Raw genomic sequence first — 17,346 nt, forward strand, 5'->3', positions numbered from 1 at the left:
AGCCACAATGGCCGGTGCGCCTCGGGCTGCAACTAGTTCTAAAGAGCTAATCACGTTCTGTGGTGTTGGTTGCCTAATATGCATCCATCGACTTTTGATGTCTGGCCGAACCGTCACAACGGCACGGCGGATGTCGGTATGCGAGGCACCTACCCAGTACCGCGGACGCACGCCAAACAATCTCAGAGCATCTTTGCGCGACGTAGGTGTGCCGGACACTGACAAACACATTGCTGTTGCGTAGACCGCGCAGTAGTCGGACTGGATACTTTGACGAATAAACAAGCGCTATCCCATTCTTGCCACAGTGCCAAATCCGCGAAAAGGGCTCTGCGCCTTTTTCGCTGAAGCCTTCTTAATTGGCGCTTTCTTTGCGGCGGCTTTCTTGGCTGGTGCCTTCTTTGCCGCAGCTTTCTTGGCTGGTGCCTTTTTGGACGAGACCTTGAGAATCAATGATTTCTTCGCTGTGGACATGATCGTCTGTCTTTCAAAGTTAGCTTTTGGCTTTAAAGGCTTCGGGTGCTCCGTCGGCCTCGGCCAGGTTCATCGCTAGGCGAACAGAGTCTGCGCCGGCCAACGGCACTATCACGCCAAGCCAAAATGACTCGTCGGCCATCGTTGTGTAAGTGGCATACCCGTCCTTAATGGGGCACTCGTCAATCAACCCTGGGGTGAAAGTGTTGTGAAACAGCCAGAATACTTTCGTTGCGGTACTGCCGTCCGGCACTTTTACTCGTGTTTCGATCTGGCACTGTCTACCGCCCACATTACTCACCTTGACCAATACGCGATAGCCCTGTGCATCAGTAGGTCCGAAATCCTTCATGGGTTCGTCGTCTATCGCTTGCGCGGCAGAGTAACGACGAGTCACCTCCTTGATAGTTGCTTCGTCCACACCTTCGGCCATCAGCCTTGTTTCCGTTCTAGTCAGTGTGTCCGCGGGTACTTTGTAAAGGGGTTCCTTTCGGAATTTGACTTCGATATCGTTGATGCTGCTTTTGATGTCCTGCATCTGTGCCGACAGATCAGAATATGAACTGCGCAACTCAGCTGGCAAGAACCGCATGGCCCATAGGTAAACGAGCAGGAAGCCGAAAAATGCGAAAGAAATGGCAATGACGATGCCAGGCGTTCCATTGCCGGCACTAGTGCTTCCCGAAATCGCCTGCGTCAACCACACCCCAAGGACGTTGGAGCGCTCTTCGATGGCTCTCAAATTCACCAGGCTCAGACCCACAATCATCGTTGTCAGCCAATCGGCGATGCGTTCCAAACTCGTATTGGGGCGGATCCCCTGCTGCGGTTTCTCGCCATTGCCTTCTTTCACCTGCACGCCTGCACCGCCCCAGTTGGGCGATCCAAACAGCAACCCGAGCATCCCACCAGCCGAAAAGGCACCGACGCATGCAAGCACGGCCACAAATCCACCGGTAAGACTGTTCCAACCTCCGGTACTGCGCGACGCCAAACCATACATGAAGGCGCAAAGGAGACCGATAAGCGAAGAGAAGGCAATGACCACAATGGCCAACGCAACCTGAGAATTGTTGTTGTTTGGCGCAAGGATCCTCCACCCGAATCGTAAAACTCGGAGCCGACACGTCACACATCCTTTGTTAAACATGGCAGTTAGTCCTTTCGCTTTTTACGCAGCGCCGAGCCGAAACCGCGGAAAGGGGAATCCTTTCGTTCAGGAATTGGCTGCGGAGATGGATGAGGACGCGGATCAGGATTCGGATTTCGGCCGATTGCAGATATCGATGACATGGTCTCTCCTTTTTAGCGTCGCGAGTTCTTCTTTGCTGAGCCGAATCCGCGAAATGGCGTTTCGGTTGTCGGCCGGTTATTTGGTGTCGGCGGTGAATGCGGAGGCGGAGGCGGAGGCGGAGGCGGAGGCGGAGGCGGAGGCGAGGGGGATTGGGTCGCGTCAGTCATCGTGAACTCCTATGTAAACATCGTTGCAGTGGTGCTGTTGCCGCAATAATTAAACGTCGATTGCCACTGCCTGTCATCCTCTAGATAGATGTCTAAAACACCCATCGCGGGCAATGCATTCCGGGTTGGTCAGTCACGGCTGAGGTCATCCTCCAATCGGAGGAGCTGTCAGGCAAGTCTTTGCCATACAAGACATATCGATTGATTCAGGCTGCAGTACGACGCTGGCCGACAGCCCTCATCCCAACCTTCTCCCAGAGGGAGAAGGAGTAACAGCCAAAGTCCTGAACGGACACCGACCAGCCTGTTTTCCTCCCGCGCTCCCTGGGAAATGGCGGCGCGATGGCTAGCAGCCTTCATGAGGGCAAAATGCCCCCATGAACTCCCTATCCGGCATCCGCATCCTCGACCTCTCCCGCGTACTCGCAGGCCCCTGGTGTACCCAGACACTCGCCGACCTCGGCGCCGACGTCATCAAGATTGAACGGCCCGGCACGGGTGACGACACGCGGACCTGGGGGCCGCCGTTTTTGAAGGATGCGCAGGGAGCGGATACCGAAGCCGCTTATTACCTGGGCACGAATCGCAACAAGCGCTCCGTCACCTGCGACATTGCCCAACCCGCAGGCCAGGCACTGGTGCGTGAGCTGGCGGCGCATTGCGATGTGTTTGTCGAGAACTTCAAGGTGGGCGACATGGCGCGCTATGGGCTGGACTATGCGTCGCTGAAAGCGATCAACCCGCGCCTGGTTTACTGCTCTGTCACCGGGTTCGGCCAGACGGGGCCTTATGCCGACCGTGCCGGCTATGACTACGCGATCCAGGGCATGGGCGGTCTGATGAGTGTGACGGGTGAGCGTGACGACCTGGGCGGCGGGCCGCAGAAGGTGGGCGTGGCGGTGGCGGATTTGATGACGGGGATGTATGCGACGGTGGCGATTCTTGCTGCGTTGCGCCATGCCGAGAAAACCGGTGAGGGCCAGCAGGTGGACATGGCACTGCTGGACACGCAAGTGGCGATGTTGGCCAACCTGGGCGCCAACTACCTGGTCAGCGGCAAGGCGCCGGGCCGTGCGGGCAATGCGCACCAGAACATCGTGCCTTACCAGGTGTTTGAAGTGGCCCCGGCCGCGGATGGCAGCAAAGATCACTTGATCCTCGCGGTGGGCAATGACTCGCAGTATGCGAAGTTCTGCGCGGTGGCCAACATTCCGGAGCTGGCCACCAACCCGCTCTTTGCCAAGAACCGCGACCGCGTGTTGAACCGCGGCCAGCTGGTGCCGATCCTGGAAGCGGTGATGAAAACGCGCAGCAAGGCCGACTGGCTGGGCGCGCTGGAAGCGGCCAAGGTGCCGTGCGGTGCCATCAACAGCCTGGCTGAGGTGTTTGCCGACCCGCAGATCGAGGCGCGCAAAATGGTCACCGAGTGGCAGCACCCGGTGAAAGATGACTTGAAGCTGGTCTCCAGCCCGATGCGCCTGAGCGCGACGCCGGTGCGCACCGACCTGCCGCCGCCGCTGCTGGGCCAGCACACCGAAGAGGTGCTGCGCGGCGTGCTGAACTATTCAGACGCCAAGCTGTCTGAACTGAAGGGTGGCAAAACCATTTGATGCAGCAACCTTCCACAAAGAGGTGACTCGATGAAACACAATTTTGTTCTGGTGCACGGCGCGTGGCATGGCGGCTGGTGCTGGCGGCGCGTGGCGCAGGCACTGCAGCTGGACCACCACAAGGTGTTCACGCCGACACTGACCGGCCTGGGCGAGCGCGCCCATTTGCTCTCACCCACGATCAACCTGGACACGCACATCAACGACGTGATCAACCTGATCGAAGCGGAAGAGCTGCACGAGGTGACGCTCGCGGTGCATTCCTATGCCGGCATGATCGGCACGGCCGTCACTGACCGCATGCCCGACCGCATCAAGCACCTGGTGTATGTGGATGCGGTGGTGCCCAAGCCCGGCGAGAGCTGGAGCAGCACGCAGGCCAGCGCCACGCAGCAGCAGCGCATGGCGGCGGCGCAAGCTTCACCCAGCTTCAGCTTTCCGGCGCCCGACCCGGAGGTGTTCGGCCTGCACGATGCCGACCGTGAATGGGTCAAGCGCCGACAGACGCCGCACCCCGGCAATACCTACCAGGCACCGCTGGACTTTGACGTGAAGCGCGTGGCCGCTGTGCCGCGCACCTTTGTCAGCTGCACGCAGCCGGCACTGGCCACGATTGAGCCGAGCCGGCTGCGCGTGAAGGACGCCAAGTTCTGGGACGGTGCATGGCTGCCGAATTCGCGCGTGGTGGAGATCAAGACCGGCCATGACCCCATGATCAGCGAACCGGCTGCGCTGACGAAGATTTTGCTGGAAAGCGCTGAATGACCCTGGTGAGCCGCCGCCAGTTCACTGCCGTGCTGGCAGCCGGGCTGGCCGTGCCCCAGCTCGCGCTGGCCAAAGACACGGCCCTGCCTGTGCCGGCCTCTTTGCCGGCGGCCGCTGGAATCGCCTTCGCCAAAAATGAACCACTGGTGCTGTTGGTCAGCCTGCCCGGCTGCCCCTTCTGCGAACTGGTGCGGCGCAACTACCTGTTGCCGGGGCAACGCGATGGCAGCCTGCACGCCTGGCAGCTCAACATCAGCGACCGCGCGACACCGCTGACCGGCTTTGACGGCCAGGTGACGACGGCCGCCGCCCAGGTTGCGGCATGGAAGGCCGGCTTCACCCCCACGGTGCTGTTTCTGGGCCCGGCCGGGCAAGACCTGGCGGAACGGCTGGTCGGCCTGGCGTCTGTCGACTTTTATGGTGCCTATCTGGAAGAGCGGCTGGCACAGGCGCGCAAAGCTGTGCTGGCGCTCAGGTGAATGAAATGCAGACCGCCCCATTCGCAGCCGTGGGGATTTCTGGTTGCTATTGTTTTAATAGCTGCTCGCGCAATTACTGATTGGGCAAATGGCCTTTTTTATGCTTAAAACCGCCTTAAAAATGACCCCGCAAAGGATTCTGGCGTGTCGCACAGCGTTTTTTGCCCCTGCACAACAACCTGCCAGCCGTCACGCGCATGACTGACCAGGAATCGCTGCTTGCCGCTATCCACGAGGAAGTGGTCTTGCAGGCCTACAACCCGGCCTGGCCCCAGCAGTTTGTGGCTGAGCGGGACCGCCTGCTTGCGCTCTCCCCCCAGCTGCCGGCCCGCCTGATCGACATCCAGCACATCGGCAGCACGGCCGTGCCCGGCCTGGCGGCCAAACCGGTGATTGACATGCTGGCCGGTGTGGAATCAATCGCGGCGGCTGAAGCGCTTCTGGCGCCGCTGTGCGCCAACGGCTACACGACCTCCGCTGAATTCAATGCCTCGCTGTCTGACCGCAAATGGCTGATGCGCTGGGCAGAGGGGCGGCGCACGCATCACCTGCACCTGGTGGTGCACGGCGGCGAGGTGTGGGCGCAGCGCCTGCGTTTTCGCGACGCCCTGCGTTCGGACCCGGCGCTGGCGGCGCGCTATGCCGCGCTCAAGGCGGAACTGGCGGCCAGGCACCCGGGTGACCGCGAGGCCTATACCGATGCCAAAGCCGCGTTTGTGAACGCGGCCAGCTAAGGCTGAGCCGCCCTGCTTCCTACTATTAAGCCGCTGAATCAACCCGCTAGACCTGTACTGAACGCCCTATTCACGCTTGGCAAAACAGGCTTCGGTGGTAAATTCAAACCCGTTCAAGCAGGAGAGCGCTGCCCCACAAGGCAGCCACCGAAGGCGCAAACTTCCATAATCGCTCAGGTCCCGTACTGCCCGGAACACACAGCCGTCTGGAGAGACGCCGCACGCAAGGTGCAGCGCACCGAAGGAGCAAAGCCGAAGCTTGTCATCGACATCAAAGCAGCGGCTGAATCTCTCAGGTAACAAGGACAGTGGAAGCGGCCGCAAGCATGTGATGGCTTGGCGGTTGCCACGTTTCTTTTTGATTCAAGCACCCCAAGGCATTGCACTTGCGCAACTGCAATGTTCTGCTTGAATGAAAAGGAATCGTCATGAAAGTCATGGTTTTGGGAGCTGGTGTCACGGGTATCACCACGGCCTGGTATTTGGCGCAACGCGGCCATGAAGTAACGGTGGTGGAGCGCCGCAACGCGGCCGCGATGGAAACCAGTTTTGCCAACGGCGGGCAAATATCGGTGAGCCATGCGGAACCCTGGGCCAACCCGGGCGCGCCGCTCAAGGTCTTGCAATGGCTGGCGCGTGAAGATGCGCCTCTGCTCTTCAGGCTGCGCGCCGATGTGAACCAGTGGCTGTGGGGGCTGGAGTTTTTGCGCAACTGCACGCCCGCGCGTACGGCACAAAACATCAAGCAGATCGTGAACCTGGGCATGTACAGCCGCGGCGCGCTGCAAAAACTGCGCGCCGAGCTGGGCCTGCTGTACAACGCGCAGACCAAGGGCATCCTGCACTTCTATACCAGCCAGGCCGAGTACGACGCGGCGCAGGAGCCCGCACGCATCATGCGCGAGCACGGCTGCGAGCTCGACATGAAGACGGCCGACGAATGTGTGGCGATTGAGCCCGCACTGGCGCAATGCCGCGGCAGCATCGTGGGCGGCAGCATGACACCCAGCGATGAATCGGGTGACGCCCGCGCTTTTACCGCCGCGCTGGCTGCGCGTTGCGAGCAGGCCGGTGTGAAATTTTTGTACAACACCACGGTGCTGGGCCTGGACGCCGCGCAGGGGCAGCTCAATGGCGTGCAGGTGGCGATGGGCAGCGGCGAGGCCGGCGGCAAGGTCGAGATGCTGAAAGCCGATGCGTATGTGATGTGCCTGGGCGCCTTCAGCGCGCAGTGGGCCAAGGTGCTGGGGCAAAGCCTGCGCATCTACCCGGCCAAGGGTTACTCGGTCACGCTGCCAGTGATCAACGAAGCCGCTTCCTATCAGGTCAGCCTGACGGATGACGAATACAAGCTGGTGTTCTCGCGCTTTGGCAACCGCTTGCGCATTGCCGGCACGGCCGAGCTTAATGGCTACAACACCGAGCTGAACCTGGTGCGCTGCAACGCCATCGTGCGCCGTGTAAAACAACTCTTTCCCGACATGACGGACGGCGAAGGCGCGCAGTTCTGGACGGGCCTGCGGCCGGCCACACCGAGCAATGTGCCTTACATCGGCAAAAGCAAGGCCTCCAATGTCTTCCTCAACACGGGCCACGGCACGCTGGGCTGGACGCATGCCTGCGGCTCGGGCGCGGCGATTGCGGACATCGTGAGCGGGCGCGTGCCGGAAGTCGACTTTGCATTTACGGGGATGGCGGCGCCGGGGCGTGTGATGGCGTTGCCGGGGATGGCAAAGGCCTGAACCCGCGCCGCCGCAAGCGCCCGCGAGAAGAGACGCGCAAGTTTGGGCGTCTCACCCTTTTCTGCTCAAAACCGCCAGCCAAGCCCCACACCCAACAACATCGGGTCGGCCTTGAACGTGCCGATGTTGGCGCCGCCCGCGGACACGTCGGTGCGGATGTAGACCTTCTTCAGGTCGAAGTTCAGGGACAGCTGCTTGCCGAGGGGAATGTCCACGCCGACCTGCAGCGCCGGGCCCCAGCTGCTGCGTTTGATGTCCACGCCAGCCGGCAGGCTGACCGCACTGAAGCGGGTGTAGTTGACGCCCGCGCCGACATAGGGCTTGAAGGCGCCCGCACCCAGCGAGTCGAAGTGGTATTGCGCCATCAGCGTGGGCGGCAGGTGCTTGAAGCTGCCGATGGCGGTGCCGCGGGACGACAGCGTGTGCTTTTGCGGAACCGTCAGCACCAGCTCGACTGCGAAGTTGGGGTTGAGGAAATAGCTGATGTCGAACTCCGGCATCCACTTGTTGTTGATGGCCAGCCCGAGGCCGGTGCTGTCACCGTTGGCGCTGTCCAGGTGGACGGCGCGCGCTCGGACCAGCCAGGGGCCTTCAGCGGTTTGGGCAAAAGCGGCACCCGACAAAAGGGTGCAGAGGGCAGCGGCGGCAATGATTTGCTTTTTCATGGGTAAGTAACAGAAGAGACGGGAACATTCCCGTCATTGATTGGAGCCGTACGGCCCGTTGGGCGGCTTGATCTGGCGCAAATGCGGCCCAGCCGTCAACGCAATCAGCGCAAACCTTGCGGCAGCTCAAATAGGGGTAGCGCCTTCGGTGGCTGGCGGGCGCCCGGATCCTGCGTGTCGGCGCGCACTACCTCCGCGGTCACGACCAACAACACCTGCAGCATCTGCACGGACACGGTAATATCGCCCTCCGTTCATCAGCCGCTTGCCGCCATGACATCACCCGCCACCACGCCCCCCGACGGTCTTCCCACCTACAGGCTCCTTACCGGCCCGGATGACGCGAGCTTTTGCCGCCGGGTGAGTGAGGTGCTTGCCATGGGTTACGAGCTTTACGGCTCGCCGGCGGCGACCTTCAATGGCGAGAACGTGATCGTGGCGCAGGCGGTGCTGTGGCCTTCGCTGCGCAAGGCCGGCTGATGAGCCCTGCGCTGCCCCTGAACCCCGCAACGCTCCAGGCCATGGCGGATTTTCCGCGCCAGCTGGAGCAGTTCTACGACGCGATTCCTGAAAGCCACAAGCGCTGGACGCCGCCGTCGTGGGAAGGCATTCCGAGCGAAAACTTCACGGCCCTCGCGCAGATCTGCCACATCAGGGACATCGAGATTGACGGCTATCACGTGCGGTTTCAGCGCACCTTGTCAGAGGCCAGCCCCGTGCTGGAATCACTGGACGGCTACGTGCTGGAAAAGCAACGCGACTACGCGGCCGCTGATGCGCAAGAGGCCATCGCGGCGTTTCGGGCAGCGCGCACCCGGACGATGGCCATGCTGTCGGGCATCACGCCCGGGCAACTTGGCCGTACGGCGGAATTCGAAGGTTACGGCGCACTCACGTTGCGCAGCCTGGTGCATTACCTGTGCAGCCACGACCAGCAGCACCTGGCCGGGCTGCAATGGCTGCTCGGCAAAATCGACGCCTCGCTCGCCGCTTGAGGCGTCCGCCGCCCCCCCCCCCCCGCCGCACAGCACGCGCGTATCCTGAGGCGCAGTATTCGCCGCCGCCCAGGCGCTTACAGGTTGCCAGCGCCATCTTTTCAATGAAAAAACAACAGCCTCTGACGCAGATACGCTGATTTATGTCACGAAGGTATTCATTCGAATGTAACAAAAAGTTCGTTTTGATGCACCGTCATGCACACTGATTGGGCTGGGAACGCGGTTTGTGCGGCCAAGGGCACACAAACCGGCATTCCTGCGTATCGGTTTCATAGACAACTGGAGTGATCAAGATGAAGTTTTATCTGCGCCATGCCGCAATATTGGCCAGCGCCGCTTGCGCCCTGGGTTCAGCAACAGCCCAGACCGACGAGGCAAAGCCTGCACGCAAGGCGAAAGCTGCGGCTGCTACCCCCGCGCCCGAAAAATATTCCGGCCCACGCGAAAAAATGGTCGTGGCCATGCCCAAGACCTATGGCAAGAGCGAAACCATGGCCTTGTGGGGCGACTACTTCAGCCACCTGTCACGCTGCGGAAACATCGACCTGCAAAACGCGCAAGGCGAATCGATGGACAAGACCAGCAACATCGACATCCTCGGTGAAAAAGAGCTGATTGAAGGTATCTCGGCCGGCAAGGTCCAGCTGGCACAGGTCAACCCCGGCCTGGCTGCGCAGTTGGTCACCGCCGGCCAGCCGGCGCCGTTTGGCGTTCCGGGCAACAAGGCCACGGGCCTGCGCAACTCCTACAAACTGATTCTGATCACCCGCATCGACAGCCCGTACAGGGAACCGAAGGACCTGATTGGCAAGAAAATCGCGCACACCACACCCACCTCCAACTCGGGCAACCTCGCGCCGCGCGCGCTGTTCCCGGCGCTGGGCCTGACGCCGGACAAGGACTACGAAGTCGTGTTCTCCAACGGCCACGAGCGCTCCGTCACGGGCGTGATGCATGGTTTTTATCCGGCCGCAGCTGTGGCCAGCGATTTGTACCAGCGCATGGTCGTCAAGGGTGACGTCAAGGGCTCGAGCATTCGCACGATCTGGGAAAGCCCGCCCTTCATGACGGAAACCTGGACCATGAGCAAGGACGTTTCGCCCGAACTGCAGGCACGCGTGAAGAAATGCTCGTTCAGCTACAGCTTCTCGCCCACACTGAAAAAGCAGCTGCCCGGCAACGACACATTCCTGCCCATCAACTTTGATCGCGATTTCGCGACGGTGATGCAGGTCTACCGCGCCAGTCAAAAGAAGTAAGGCCCCCACGGTCGCTCACTTCGTGTAGCTCCCTGCCCCCCGAGGGGGCCGCCCGCCTGCGGTCTGGCAAAGCCGAAAAATTGGTGCACCCCTATCGGGCTCACTGCGTGTAGCCCTTTTCCCCTTGCAGGGGACGGTGCCTGCGGCCCGGCAAAGCCGGTTCCACGGCATCCGCTGGCGTGAAGAGTCCAATGGCGTAACTAACAGGGGTATTCCACCAGCGGGGGCCGAGGGTCCGGCTTCGCCGGCCCCAGGCGCCGCCCCCTCGAGGGGGGAACAGGCTACACGCCAGTGAGCCTGGACGGGGGTGGATCTATTTCAGGCGCTTAGAGGTGGGTGAACCGTCCCCCACAGGCTTTCATCGAGCACCCGCTGCAGGGTGCGGATCAACTGCTCGTTGGAAGTGTGTGCCTTCACTAGTACCGCTTCTGCGCGCTGGCTTTGCTTCGGCTCCACATCGTGCGCAGAAAACACGACCACTGGCGGCACGATGTCCAGTGCTTCAATGGTGTCCAGCAGCCCCCAGCCCGAGCCGTCTTTCAACGTCAGGTCGAGCAGCACCAGGTCGTAGCGGCGGCGCGCAAGCTGGTCGCGTGCCTCGCGCAGCGTGGCGGCAAATTCGAAGGTGGCAAAGTCCTGGGCAATGGCGGCGGCAATGCGCTGTATGTCGAGGTCGTCCTCGACATGCAGAATGCGCGGCCGGCCTTCGGCCATGTTACCGATGGCACGGTGCAAACTGAGGATCAGGAGGTTCTCGTCGATGGGTTTTTCCAGCCATGTTGAAACCGCCAGCGGCTGGGTATTGAACTCGAGCTCGCCTTCTTCAGCATTTGCTGAAACCACCACGATCGGCAGGTCTTTCGTCGCCTCTTCGCGGCGCAGTGCCCGGATCAGGCTGATGCCGTCCTGGTCGGGCAGGTTCAGGTCGACCGTCATGGCAGCGTAGGGCATCAGCATGACTTGCTCCAGCGCCTGCCCTGCGCTGTGCACCATGTCCGAGTCAAAGCCGCCTTTATCAAGCATCAGGTTGATCAGGCGGGCAATGTCGGGATCGTCTTCGCAGACCAGGATGAGCGGCCTGGTCGCTGCGCCGGACCTGATGCTGGTCTGAATCGGCGCCGGCACCGCCTCGGGCAGCTCAAAGAAGAAAACAGTTCCGACGCCGGTTTCCGTCGTGAACCCGATTTGGCCGCCCATCCGCTCCACGATGGCACGCGAGATGTTCAGGCCCAGGCCCGTACCACCCATTTTTCGGGTGTCCGATGTGTCGGCTTGCGAGAATTTCTGAAAGATGCGCTTTCGGAACTCTTCGGGAATGCCGGGGCCGCTGTCGGCGACTTCCACCCGGACCCTGCCGCTCTTGCACAGCAGCCGGACTTCCACACGGGACTGGGCCGGCGCGAATTTCACCGCGTTGGACAACAGGTTGGTAATGACCTGGGTCAGCCTGTCGCTGTCGACGCTGACCCTTACCGCTTCTGCCGGGGCATCCAGAACCAGCTTGACGTTGTGCTGGCCTGCGAAGCCTTCGTTGGCCGTCAGGGCTTGCGTCAGCAAAGGTTGCAGTTCCATCTGCTGGAAGTCAAACCGCATTTTTCCGGATTCGATTTTTTCGCTGTCAAGAATGTCGTTGATCAACCTGATGAGCCGTTCGCAATTGTTGGTAGCGATGCCGACCAGGTTTTTGGCCATGGCCGGCAGCTCACCGGCCACGCCGCCGGCGATCAGGCCCAGTGAGCCGCGAATGGAGGTCAGCGGGGTGCGCAACTCATGACTGACGGTAGAGACAAACTCACTCTTCATGCGGTCAATGCGCTTGAGTTCGGTCACATCGGTGCCCAGCGAGAAGAAGCCGACAACCTTGCCTTCGTCCTCGTTTTCGCCGTAGCGTGGAAAGTACTGCATGACGTAGTCGCGCAGCTGGCCATCCGACGTGGCCTGCGTGCGGTCGTATTGCGCCGCGTAACCAGCGAGCGCCTCTTCAATCTTGCCCCGCTCTTTTTCGTGGAGCTCGTCGCCCATCAGCTCACGCATGGTCTTGCCGTGGATCTGGTCGTGCTTCAGGCCAAGAACTTCTTCGTAGGCAAGGTTATGGAACTGAAAGCGCTGTTCGGCGTCGATATAGGCAATCAAGGCGGGCACGCTGTCCGTGATCTGGCGCAGTTGTGATTCGCTGTCATGCAAGGCGCGGGTGCGCTCCTGCACGGCCTCCTCCAGGCCGCTCACCTGCGCTGCCGCCTGCTGCGCCAGCTCCCATTTGGTGGTCAGCATTCTTGCCAGCTGGCTGACTTCAACCGGATCAAATGGTTTTTTCAGAATCAGGAGGCGATCCCGGGCCTCCAGCCGCGCGAACACATCTTCCCAGGCGTGGTCGGAGTAGGCGGTGCAGATGACGATCTGTACCTTTGGATCAACGCGCCAGAGCCGTTCGATGGTCTCCACACCATCCCAGCCCGGCGGCATGCGCATGTCCACAAAGGCCATGGCATAGGGCCGCCCGGCCCGAACGGATGCCTCGACCTTGTCCAGACCCTCACGTCCCTGGTAGGCCGAGTCCAGCTCAAAGCCATCATCGGACACCGGTGCGGCGTCGCCAAACAACAGGGCTTCGGCATCGTCCAGGTCATGCGCAACCGGTCTGGACGCAAGAATTTTCCGGAAGTCTTCGTGGATGGACGGCATGTCGTCGATCAGCAAAATGCGCCGGTTCTGCAGTTGAGTCATGGCTGGCTCCTGTGTTTTTTCGCATCAGCCGGGCTTTCATCGGGCGAGTGTTGCCGCACAGGCGATGGTATGGTGAAGAAAAATGTGGCACCTTGCCCCACCGCCCCTTCGGCCCAGATACGACCGCCGTGACGGGAAATGATCCGGTGAGCGCTTGCCAGCCCGATTCCCATCCCTGCAAACTCACCCGGTGAATGCAGGCGCTGGAAGGTACCGAACAATTTGTCCGCGTACGTCATGTCAAACCCGACGCCGTTATCACGGACAAAATAAACTGTACTTTCGTTGTCGGGGTGCTGCGCCCCAACCCAGATCTCGGGGGCAGTGGCATGGACGGTGAACTTCCATGCATTGGAAATAAGGTTTTCCATTACCTGGCACAGCAACGCGGAGTCACCCACAGCGACAAGGTTGGGCGTTATGTGGACTTTCACATCCCGCGCGGTATTGCGTTTCTGGCAGTCACCGCGCACGCGCTCGGCTATTGCCGTGAGGTCGACTGTCTCGATCTTCAGGTTGGTACGGGACACCTGGGCCAGCAGCAGAAGGCCATCCGTGAGCTCACCCATTTGCCTGACTCCCTCGCGTATCCGGCTCAGGTAATGCCTCGCGCGTTCCGCCGCATCACCGCTGACGGCCTTTTGCAGCAAATGGCTGAAGCCGTCAATCGAGTTCAGGGGAGAGCGCAAGTCATGCGCGAGCGAATACGAGAAGGCTTCGAGTTCCTTGTTGGACTGGCGCAAAGCCGCTTCGGTTGCCCTGAGATCCTGCACGGTATCTTCCAGGCTGCTCACCTGTGCTGCCGCGCGCCGCGCCAGCTCCCATTTGGCGGTCAGTGTTCTCGCGAGCTGGCTGACTTCGATCATGTCGAATGGCTTTTTGAGCACCAGCAGGCGGTCCTGCACGTCCAGCCGCGCCAGCACATTTTCCCAAGGGTGGTCGGAGTAGGCTGTGCAGATCACGATCTGCACATGCGGATCAACACGCCAAAGCCGCTCGATGGTCTCCACCCCGTCCCAGCCCGGCGGCATGCGCATGTCCACAAAAGCCATGGCATAGGGCCGCCCGGCCCGGATGGATTCCTCCACCTTGGCCACACCTTCGGCGCCCTGATAAGCGGAGTCCAGTTCAAAATCACCGTAGGAAATCTGCGTGACCTCACCAAACAACTCGGTTTCGGCAACGTCCAGATCACGCGCCACCGGTTTCGCCGCGAGGATTTTGCGAAAGTCCTCATGGATCGACAGCATGTCGTCGATCAGCAGGATGCGCTGGTTCTGTAGCTGCGTCATGATTTGGTCTGCGCGATATCCATTGGCAGCTCCAGTGTGAAGGTGGCCCCCAGACCCGGCCCGTCGCTGTGAGCGGAAAGTGTCCCGCCCATCTGGCTGACCGCCAGCGCGCAACTGTGCAAACCAAAGCCGTGGCCTGTTTTGCGCGTCGTAAATCCGTGCGAGAAAATCCGCGTGAGGTTTTCCGCCGGTATCCCCTCTCCCTTATCCATGACAGAGACCCGCAAGGTCGACTCGCCAACAGGCTCCACCCGCAATGTGATCTGGTGCGATGCGGCCGACATACCCGCCATGGCATTTTTGGCGTTGCTGATCAGGTTCACGAGAATCTGCAGCACCCGGGAACGGTCCAGCAGCGCTTCTGGCACCTGCGCGAACTCCTTCACCACAGTGACCCCGTGGCGCGCCAGTGAGACACCGTTCATTCGCAGGGCGTCCTCCACCAGGTCACAGATCTGCACCGGTTCAACAATGCTGCTCCCGCCTGCGTACGATTGCTGGGTGGCAACGACGTCCTTGATGTGGTCGATGCTTCTGGTGAGGAGTTCCAGCTCCTTGAGCATGCCCTGCTGCTCCTGCACCAGGGTCTGGGAGATCCCATTCAAATAGCCGGGCAGTATCTTGCCTTTCTCGTCGTGAACCAGAAAGTGGGCAAGGTCCGCGGCGTGCTCGTTCATCAGCTGCACGCCCCGGGAAAGCCCCTGCACCCTTGATTTGTGCAAGGTGCTGCCGATGAGGTCGGCCGAGACGTTGACGCTGTTGAGGATGTTGCCCACGTTGTGCAGCACATTGGTGGCGATCTCTGCCATGCCCGCCTGGCGCGCCGCGGTCATCAGCTCGCTTTGCGCCTGGCGCAGCTCCTGTGTCCGTTCCTGCACGCGCTGTTCAAGGTGCTCATTGGCCGCCTGGAGTTCCGTGTTGACGCGCCGGATCACGGCATGGCTGCGCAACACGTGAAGGGCTGCATACAGCAGCAGGGCCACCAGCACCGCAGAGAAAATCAGCAGGTAGCGGCCGTAGCGCTCGCCCTCCACCCCCGCGCGCTGCTGCTCGATCGTTGATGCATCGTTGGCCGCATCGAGCAATTTGGCGGTCGGTGCCGAAGAAATACCCGCGAGAAGTTCATTGACTGTTTTTTGTTCGCGCAGGATGGTCTGGACATGCGCGCGGAAGATCCCCAGCCTGTCGGAAATGCCCGGCGGAGTATGGCGCAGCTTGCCGTCAAGCCGGCCCAGTTCCTCTTCTATCTCGGCACCCTTTTCGTCGGTCGGGCTCTGGCTGTACAGCATGCTCGCGAGCAGCAGCCTGCTGACGTCAGACGAAATCTGCCGGAGCGCCAGCTCTGTGGTACCGCGGCCGGGCCCGAGCGACTGCTGGACATCTTCCGCTGCGGTGGGAAGAAAGGCCAGCGAGTTTCGCAGCACGGAGTTGTGCGACTTGAATTGCTCGATCAGGACGGCTTTGTCCTGCACGGCGCGTTCCAGCGACGCGAGCTTGTCCACCTGCCCGGATGCATCGTGCTTGTGGGCGTCGGTACCCGACTCGAGTTGTTCCATGAGCCGGGCCATCTCGCCCTGGTTATCGGCCAGCGCATCGTAGTGCGTGTTGATCCCGATCCTGGACTTCAGCACATCCAGCTCCCATTGCGCGTCCAGCTGCTTCAGGTGACGCAGCACGGCCATATCCTCAAAGTAGTGCGACTCGTCGAAGCTTTGGGTTTTGCTATACAGGAACACCAGGATGAACAGCAGCACGGCGGTGACCGCCGCCATAGGCGCCAGGGCAAGTTGATTCTTTTTTTTCACGGTTTGAAGTCCCGTTCGCCGGTGAGCGTATTGAGGAACTTGACGATGGATTCCTTGTCCTCCCTGGAGGCAACGCGTCCGAGCTGGTACCTGAACATGACATCGACGGCATCTTCCAGTGTCTTGGCCGAGGCATCGTGAAAATACGGCGCCGTCAGCGCGATGTTGCGCAGGCTCGGTACCTTGAAGACGTGCTTGTCGCTTTCCACCTTCGTGACGAGGTACCGGCCAAGATCGGCCTCCGTCGGGTTGCCACGCTTTGCGAAGTAGTCGCCCATGACGCCGAATTTCTGGAACATGTTGCCGCCCACGTTGACGCCCTGGTGGCAGGCGACGCACCCGTACTGCTTGAACTTGGCGTAGCCGACCTTCTCCGCGTCGGTAATGGCGTTGGCGTCACCACGCAAATATTTGTCGAAGCGTGAGTTGGGTGTGATCAGCGTCCGTTCGAATGTCGCGATGGCGTTCTGGATATTGGCTTTGGTCACGCCGTCTTTGTAGGCCGCACCAAACGCACTTTTGTATTTCGCGTCGTCCGCTATCTTGCGAACCACATCTTCCCACTTCGCCCCCATCTCGATCGGGTTCAGCATGACATGGTCTACCTGGGACTCCAGCGATTCGGCGCGGCCGTTCCAGAATTGCCTGAAATTGAGCGCCGCATTGAACACCGTCGGGGCATTGACACCGGTCAGTCCACCGTTAAGCCCGACGGAGCGGTCACGGCCGTCACCGCCGCCCTTGCTCAAATCATGGCAGCTGAAACAAGACACGCGCCCGTTTCCGGACAGGCGTGGATCGTGAAATAGCTGCCGCCCGATTTCGGCACGGGCCGGGTCCTGCTTCAGCGTGAGGGGGATTGGCTGGATGGGCTCATTGAGCAAGGGGGCCGCGAAGGCGGCATGAGAGGCGAACGTCAGCAGAGCCAGCAGCAACTTTAGCCGCTCACCCAATCCTGCAACCACCGAAACCGTGGCGGCAAAAGGGGCTCGGCTGGCGCCCCTGGGGCATGGATCGGGGTGCTCGTTCATGGCTCACCTCGTGGGTTTCGTGCGGGAGTGCGAAGCGCGAATCCGAACCGGACGCAACCCCGAAGCGTGAACCGCAAGGTTGCCACCCGCTGAGAAGCGGTGGCTGTCCGTCTTGATGATAAATCCATGTTTCGGCAATTGTCCGGATTTGCTGACGTGGCGGCGCTTCATGCCGGCGTCCATCCGTTGCCCCCCAGCCACGGGACGAAGCCTGCATAACCCAGCTTGGCGGCTTGAGCGGCATTCTTCACATACCGTCGGTGATCCGCGGTATCTGCAGCCGCTCCAGACCGTTCGCTGCAACCTG

At 60.9% G+C, this 17,346-nt stretch carries 15 protein-coding genes and 1 riboswitch; of the genes, 8 read left to right on the plus strand and 7 right to left on the minus strand.

Going from position 1 to position 17,346, the window contains the following annotated elements; all coding sequences use genetic code 11:
• Positions 1-288 precede the first annotated feature (288 nt).
• Both AC1DWQ_RS06485 and AC1DWQ_RS06490 read right to left on the minus strand, forming a co-directional pair.
• Positions 289-474 (minus strand): hypothetical protein, encoded by a 186-nt coding sequence (locus tag AC1DWQ_RS06485; RefSeq protein ID WP_477668877.1) that lies wholly within the window; start codon positions 472-474, stop codon positions 289-291.
• Between the two features lie 19 nt (positions 475-493).
• Positions 494-1,624 (minus strand): hypothetical protein, encoded by a 1,131-nt coding sequence (locus AC1DWQ_RS06490; protein ID WP_477668878.1) that lies wholly within the window; start codon positions 1,622-1,624, stop codon positions 494-496.
• A 688-nt stretch (positions 1,625-2,312) separates the two neighbouring features.
• Between AC1DWQ_RS06490 and AC1DWQ_RS06495 the strand changes: the two genes are divergently transcribed.
• From AC1DWQ_RS06495 to AC1DWQ_RS06515, 5 genes are all read left to right on the plus strand, one after another.
• The gene (locus AC1DWQ_RS06495) at positions 2,313-3,545 is read left to right on the plus strand and encodes a CaiB/BaiF CoA transferase family protein (RefSeq protein ID WP_477668879.1); all 1,233 of its coding nucleotides are present in this window, start codon (positions 2,313-2,315) and stop codon (positions 3,543-3,545) included.
• Positions 3,546-3,575: 30 nt separating this feature from the next.
• Positions 3,576-4,310 (plus strand): alpha/beta fold hydrolase, encoded by a 735-nt coding sequence (locus tag AC1DWQ_RS06500; protein ID WP_477668880.1) that lies wholly within the window; start codon positions 3,576-3,578, stop codon positions 4,308-4,310.
• Entirely contained in the window at positions 4,307-4,789 is a 483-nt protein-coding gene (locus AC1DWQ_RS06505) for a thioredoxin domain-containing protein (RefSeq protein WP_477668881.1), read from the plus strand. The genes AC1DWQ_RS06500 and AC1DWQ_RS06505 overlap by 4 nt, the downstream gene beginning before the upstream one ends.
• 197 nt (positions 4,790-4,986) lie before the next feature.
• Positions 4,987-5,523, plus strand: a complete 537-nt coding sequence (locus tag AC1DWQ_RS06510; protein ID WP_477668882.1) for a GrpB family protein — start codon at positions 4,987-4,989, stop codon at positions 5,521-5,523.
• Positions 5,524-5,719: 196 nt separating this feature from the next.
• A riboswitch (glycine riboswitch) is annotated at positions 5,720-5,841 on the plus strand.
• A gap of 110 nt (positions 5,842-5,951) precedes the next feature.
• Positions 5,952-7,265, plus strand: a complete 1,314-nt coding sequence (locus AC1DWQ_RS06515) for a D-amino acid dehydrogenase (protein WP_477668883.1) — start codon at positions 5,952-5,954, stop codon at positions 7,263-7,265.
• Positions 7,266-7,330: 65 nt separating this feature from the next.
• Here the strand turns inward: AC1DWQ_RS06515 and AC1DWQ_RS06520 are convergent, their stop codons facing one another.
• A complete protein-coding gene (locus tag AC1DWQ_RS06520; RefSeq protein ID WP_477668884.1) occupies positions 7,331-7,930 on the minus strand; it encodes an OmpW/AlkL family protein in 600 nt (199 codons plus the stop codon).
• A 273-nt stretch (positions 7,931-8,203) separates the two neighbouring features.
• On the opposite strand from AC1DWQ_RS06520, the gene AC1DWQ_RS06525 reads away from it, so the two are divergent.
• The 3 genes from AC1DWQ_RS06525 (at position 8,204) to phnD (ending at position 10,187) form a co-directional block, all read left to right on the plus strand.
• The gene (locus AC1DWQ_RS06525) at positions 8,204-8,410 is read left to right on the plus strand and encodes a DUF1737 domain-containing protein (protein ID WP_477668885.1); all 207 of its coding nucleotides are present in this window, start codon (positions 8,204-8,206) and stop codon (positions 8,408-8,410) included.
• Complete coding sequence (locus AC1DWQ_RS06530) at positions 8,410-8,925, plus strand: DinB family protein (RefSeq protein WP_477668886.1); 516 nt, start codon at positions 8,410-8,412, stop codon at positions 8,923-8,925. The genes AC1DWQ_RS06525 and AC1DWQ_RS06530 overlap by 1 nt, the downstream gene beginning before the upstream one ends.
• Positions 8,926-9,221: 296 nt before the next feature.
• Positions 9,222-10,187 carry a phosphate/phosphite/phosphonate ABC transporter substrate-binding protein gene (phnD, locus tag AC1DWQ_RS06535; protein WP_477668887.1) on the plus strand — a complete coding sequence of 322 codons (966 nt, stop codon included), beginning with the start codon at positions 9,222-9,224 and terminating at the stop codon, positions 10,185-10,187.
• Between the two features lie 318 nt (positions 10,188-10,505).
• On the opposite strand, the gene AC1DWQ_RS06540 is transcribed toward phnD, so the two are convergent.
• From AC1DWQ_RS06540 to AC1DWQ_RS06555, 4 genes are read right to left on the minus strand one after another with little or no spacing between them, the layout of a single operon-like run.
• Entirely contained in the window at positions 10,506-12,911 is a 2,406-nt protein-coding gene (locus AC1DWQ_RS06540) for a response regulator (RefSeq protein WP_477668888.1), read from the minus strand.
• A complete protein-coding gene (locus AC1DWQ_RS06545; RefSeq protein WP_477668889.1) occupies positions 12,908-14,203 on the minus strand; it encodes a sensor histidine kinase in 1,296 nt (431 codons plus the stop codon). Before AC1DWQ_RS06545 ends, AC1DWQ_RS06540 begins: the two co-directional genes overlap by 4 nt.
• On the minus strand, positions 14,200-16,008 hold the full coding sequence (locus tag AC1DWQ_RS06550; protein ID WP_477668890.1) for a DAHL domain-containing protein: 1,809 nt from the start codon (positions 16,006-16,008) through the stop codon (positions 14,200-14,202). Before AC1DWQ_RS06550 ends, AC1DWQ_RS06545 begins: the two co-directional genes overlap by 4 nt.
• Complete coding sequence (locus AC1DWQ_RS06555) at positions 16,005-17,039, minus strand: cytochrome-c peroxidase (RefSeq protein WP_477668891.1); 1,035 nt, start codon at positions 17,037-17,039, stop codon at positions 16,005-16,007. The genes AC1DWQ_RS06550 and AC1DWQ_RS06555 overlap by 4 nt, the downstream gene beginning before the upstream one ends.
• Between the last annotated feature and the right edge of the window lie 307 nt (positions 17,040-17,346).

This window comes from Polaromonas sp. P2_G11, from assembly GCF_056403595.1.

What these genes read in the sequence shown, in the direction of transcription:
- AC1DWQ_RS06485 (WP_477668877.1), bottom strand. Translation starts at nt 474, where the DNA reads ATGTCCACAGCGAAGAAATCATTGATTCTCAAGGTCTCGTCCAAAAAG.
- AC1DWQ_RS06490 (WP_477668878.1), bottom strand. Translation starts at nt 1,624, where the DNA reads ATGTTTAACAAAGGATGTGTGACGTGTCGGCTCCGAGTTTTACGATTC.
- AC1DWQ_RS06495 (WP_477668879.1), top strand. Translation starts at nt 2,313, where the DNA reads ATGAACTCCCTATCCGGCATCCGCATCCTCGACCTCTCCCGCGTACTC.
- AC1DWQ_RS06500 (WP_477668880.1), top strand. Translation starts at nt 3,576, where the DNA reads ATGAAACACAATTTTGTTCTGGTGCACGGCGCGTGGCATGGCGGCTGG.
- AC1DWQ_RS06505 (WP_477668881.1), top strand. Translation starts at nt 4,307, where the DNA reads ATGACCCTGGTGAGCCGCCGCCAGTTCACTGCCGTGCTGGCAGCCGGG.
- AC1DWQ_RS06510 (WP_477668882.1), top strand. Translation starts at nt 4,987, where the DNA reads ATGACTGACCAGGAATCGCTGCTTGCCGCTATCCACGAGGAAGTGGTC.
- AC1DWQ_RS06515 (WP_477668883.1), top strand. Translation starts at nt 5,952, where the DNA reads ATGAAAGTCATGGTTTTGGGAGCTGGTGTCACGGGTATCACCACGGCC.
- AC1DWQ_RS06520 (WP_477668884.1), bottom strand. Translation starts at nt 7,930, where the DNA reads ATGAAAAAGCAAATCATTGCCGCCGCTGCCCTCTGCACCCTTTTGTCG.
- AC1DWQ_RS06525 (WP_477668885.1), top strand. Translation starts at nt 8,204, where the DNA reads ATGACATCACCCGCCACCACGCCCCCCGACGGTCTTCCCACCTACAGG.
- AC1DWQ_RS06530 (WP_477668886.1), top strand. Translation starts at nt 8,410, where the DNA reads ATGAGCCCTGCGCTGCCCCTGAACCCCGCAACGCTCCAGGCCATGGCG.
- phnD (WP_477668887.1), top strand. Translation starts at nt 9,222, where the DNA reads ATGAAGTTTTATCTGCGCCATGCCGCAATATTGGCCAGCGCCGCTTGC.
- AC1DWQ_RS06540 (WP_477668888.1), bottom strand. Translation starts at nt 12,911, where the DNA reads ATGACTCAACTGCAGAACCGGCGCATTTTGCTGATCGACGACATGCCG.
- AC1DWQ_RS06545 (WP_477668889.1), bottom strand. Translation starts at nt 14,203, where the DNA reads ATGACGCAGCTACAGAACCAGCGCATCCTGCTGATCGACGACATGCTG.
- AC1DWQ_RS06555 (WP_477668891.1), bottom strand. Translation starts at nt 17,039, where the DNA reads ATGAACGAGCACCCCGATCCATGCCCCAGGGGCGCCAGCCGAGCCCCT.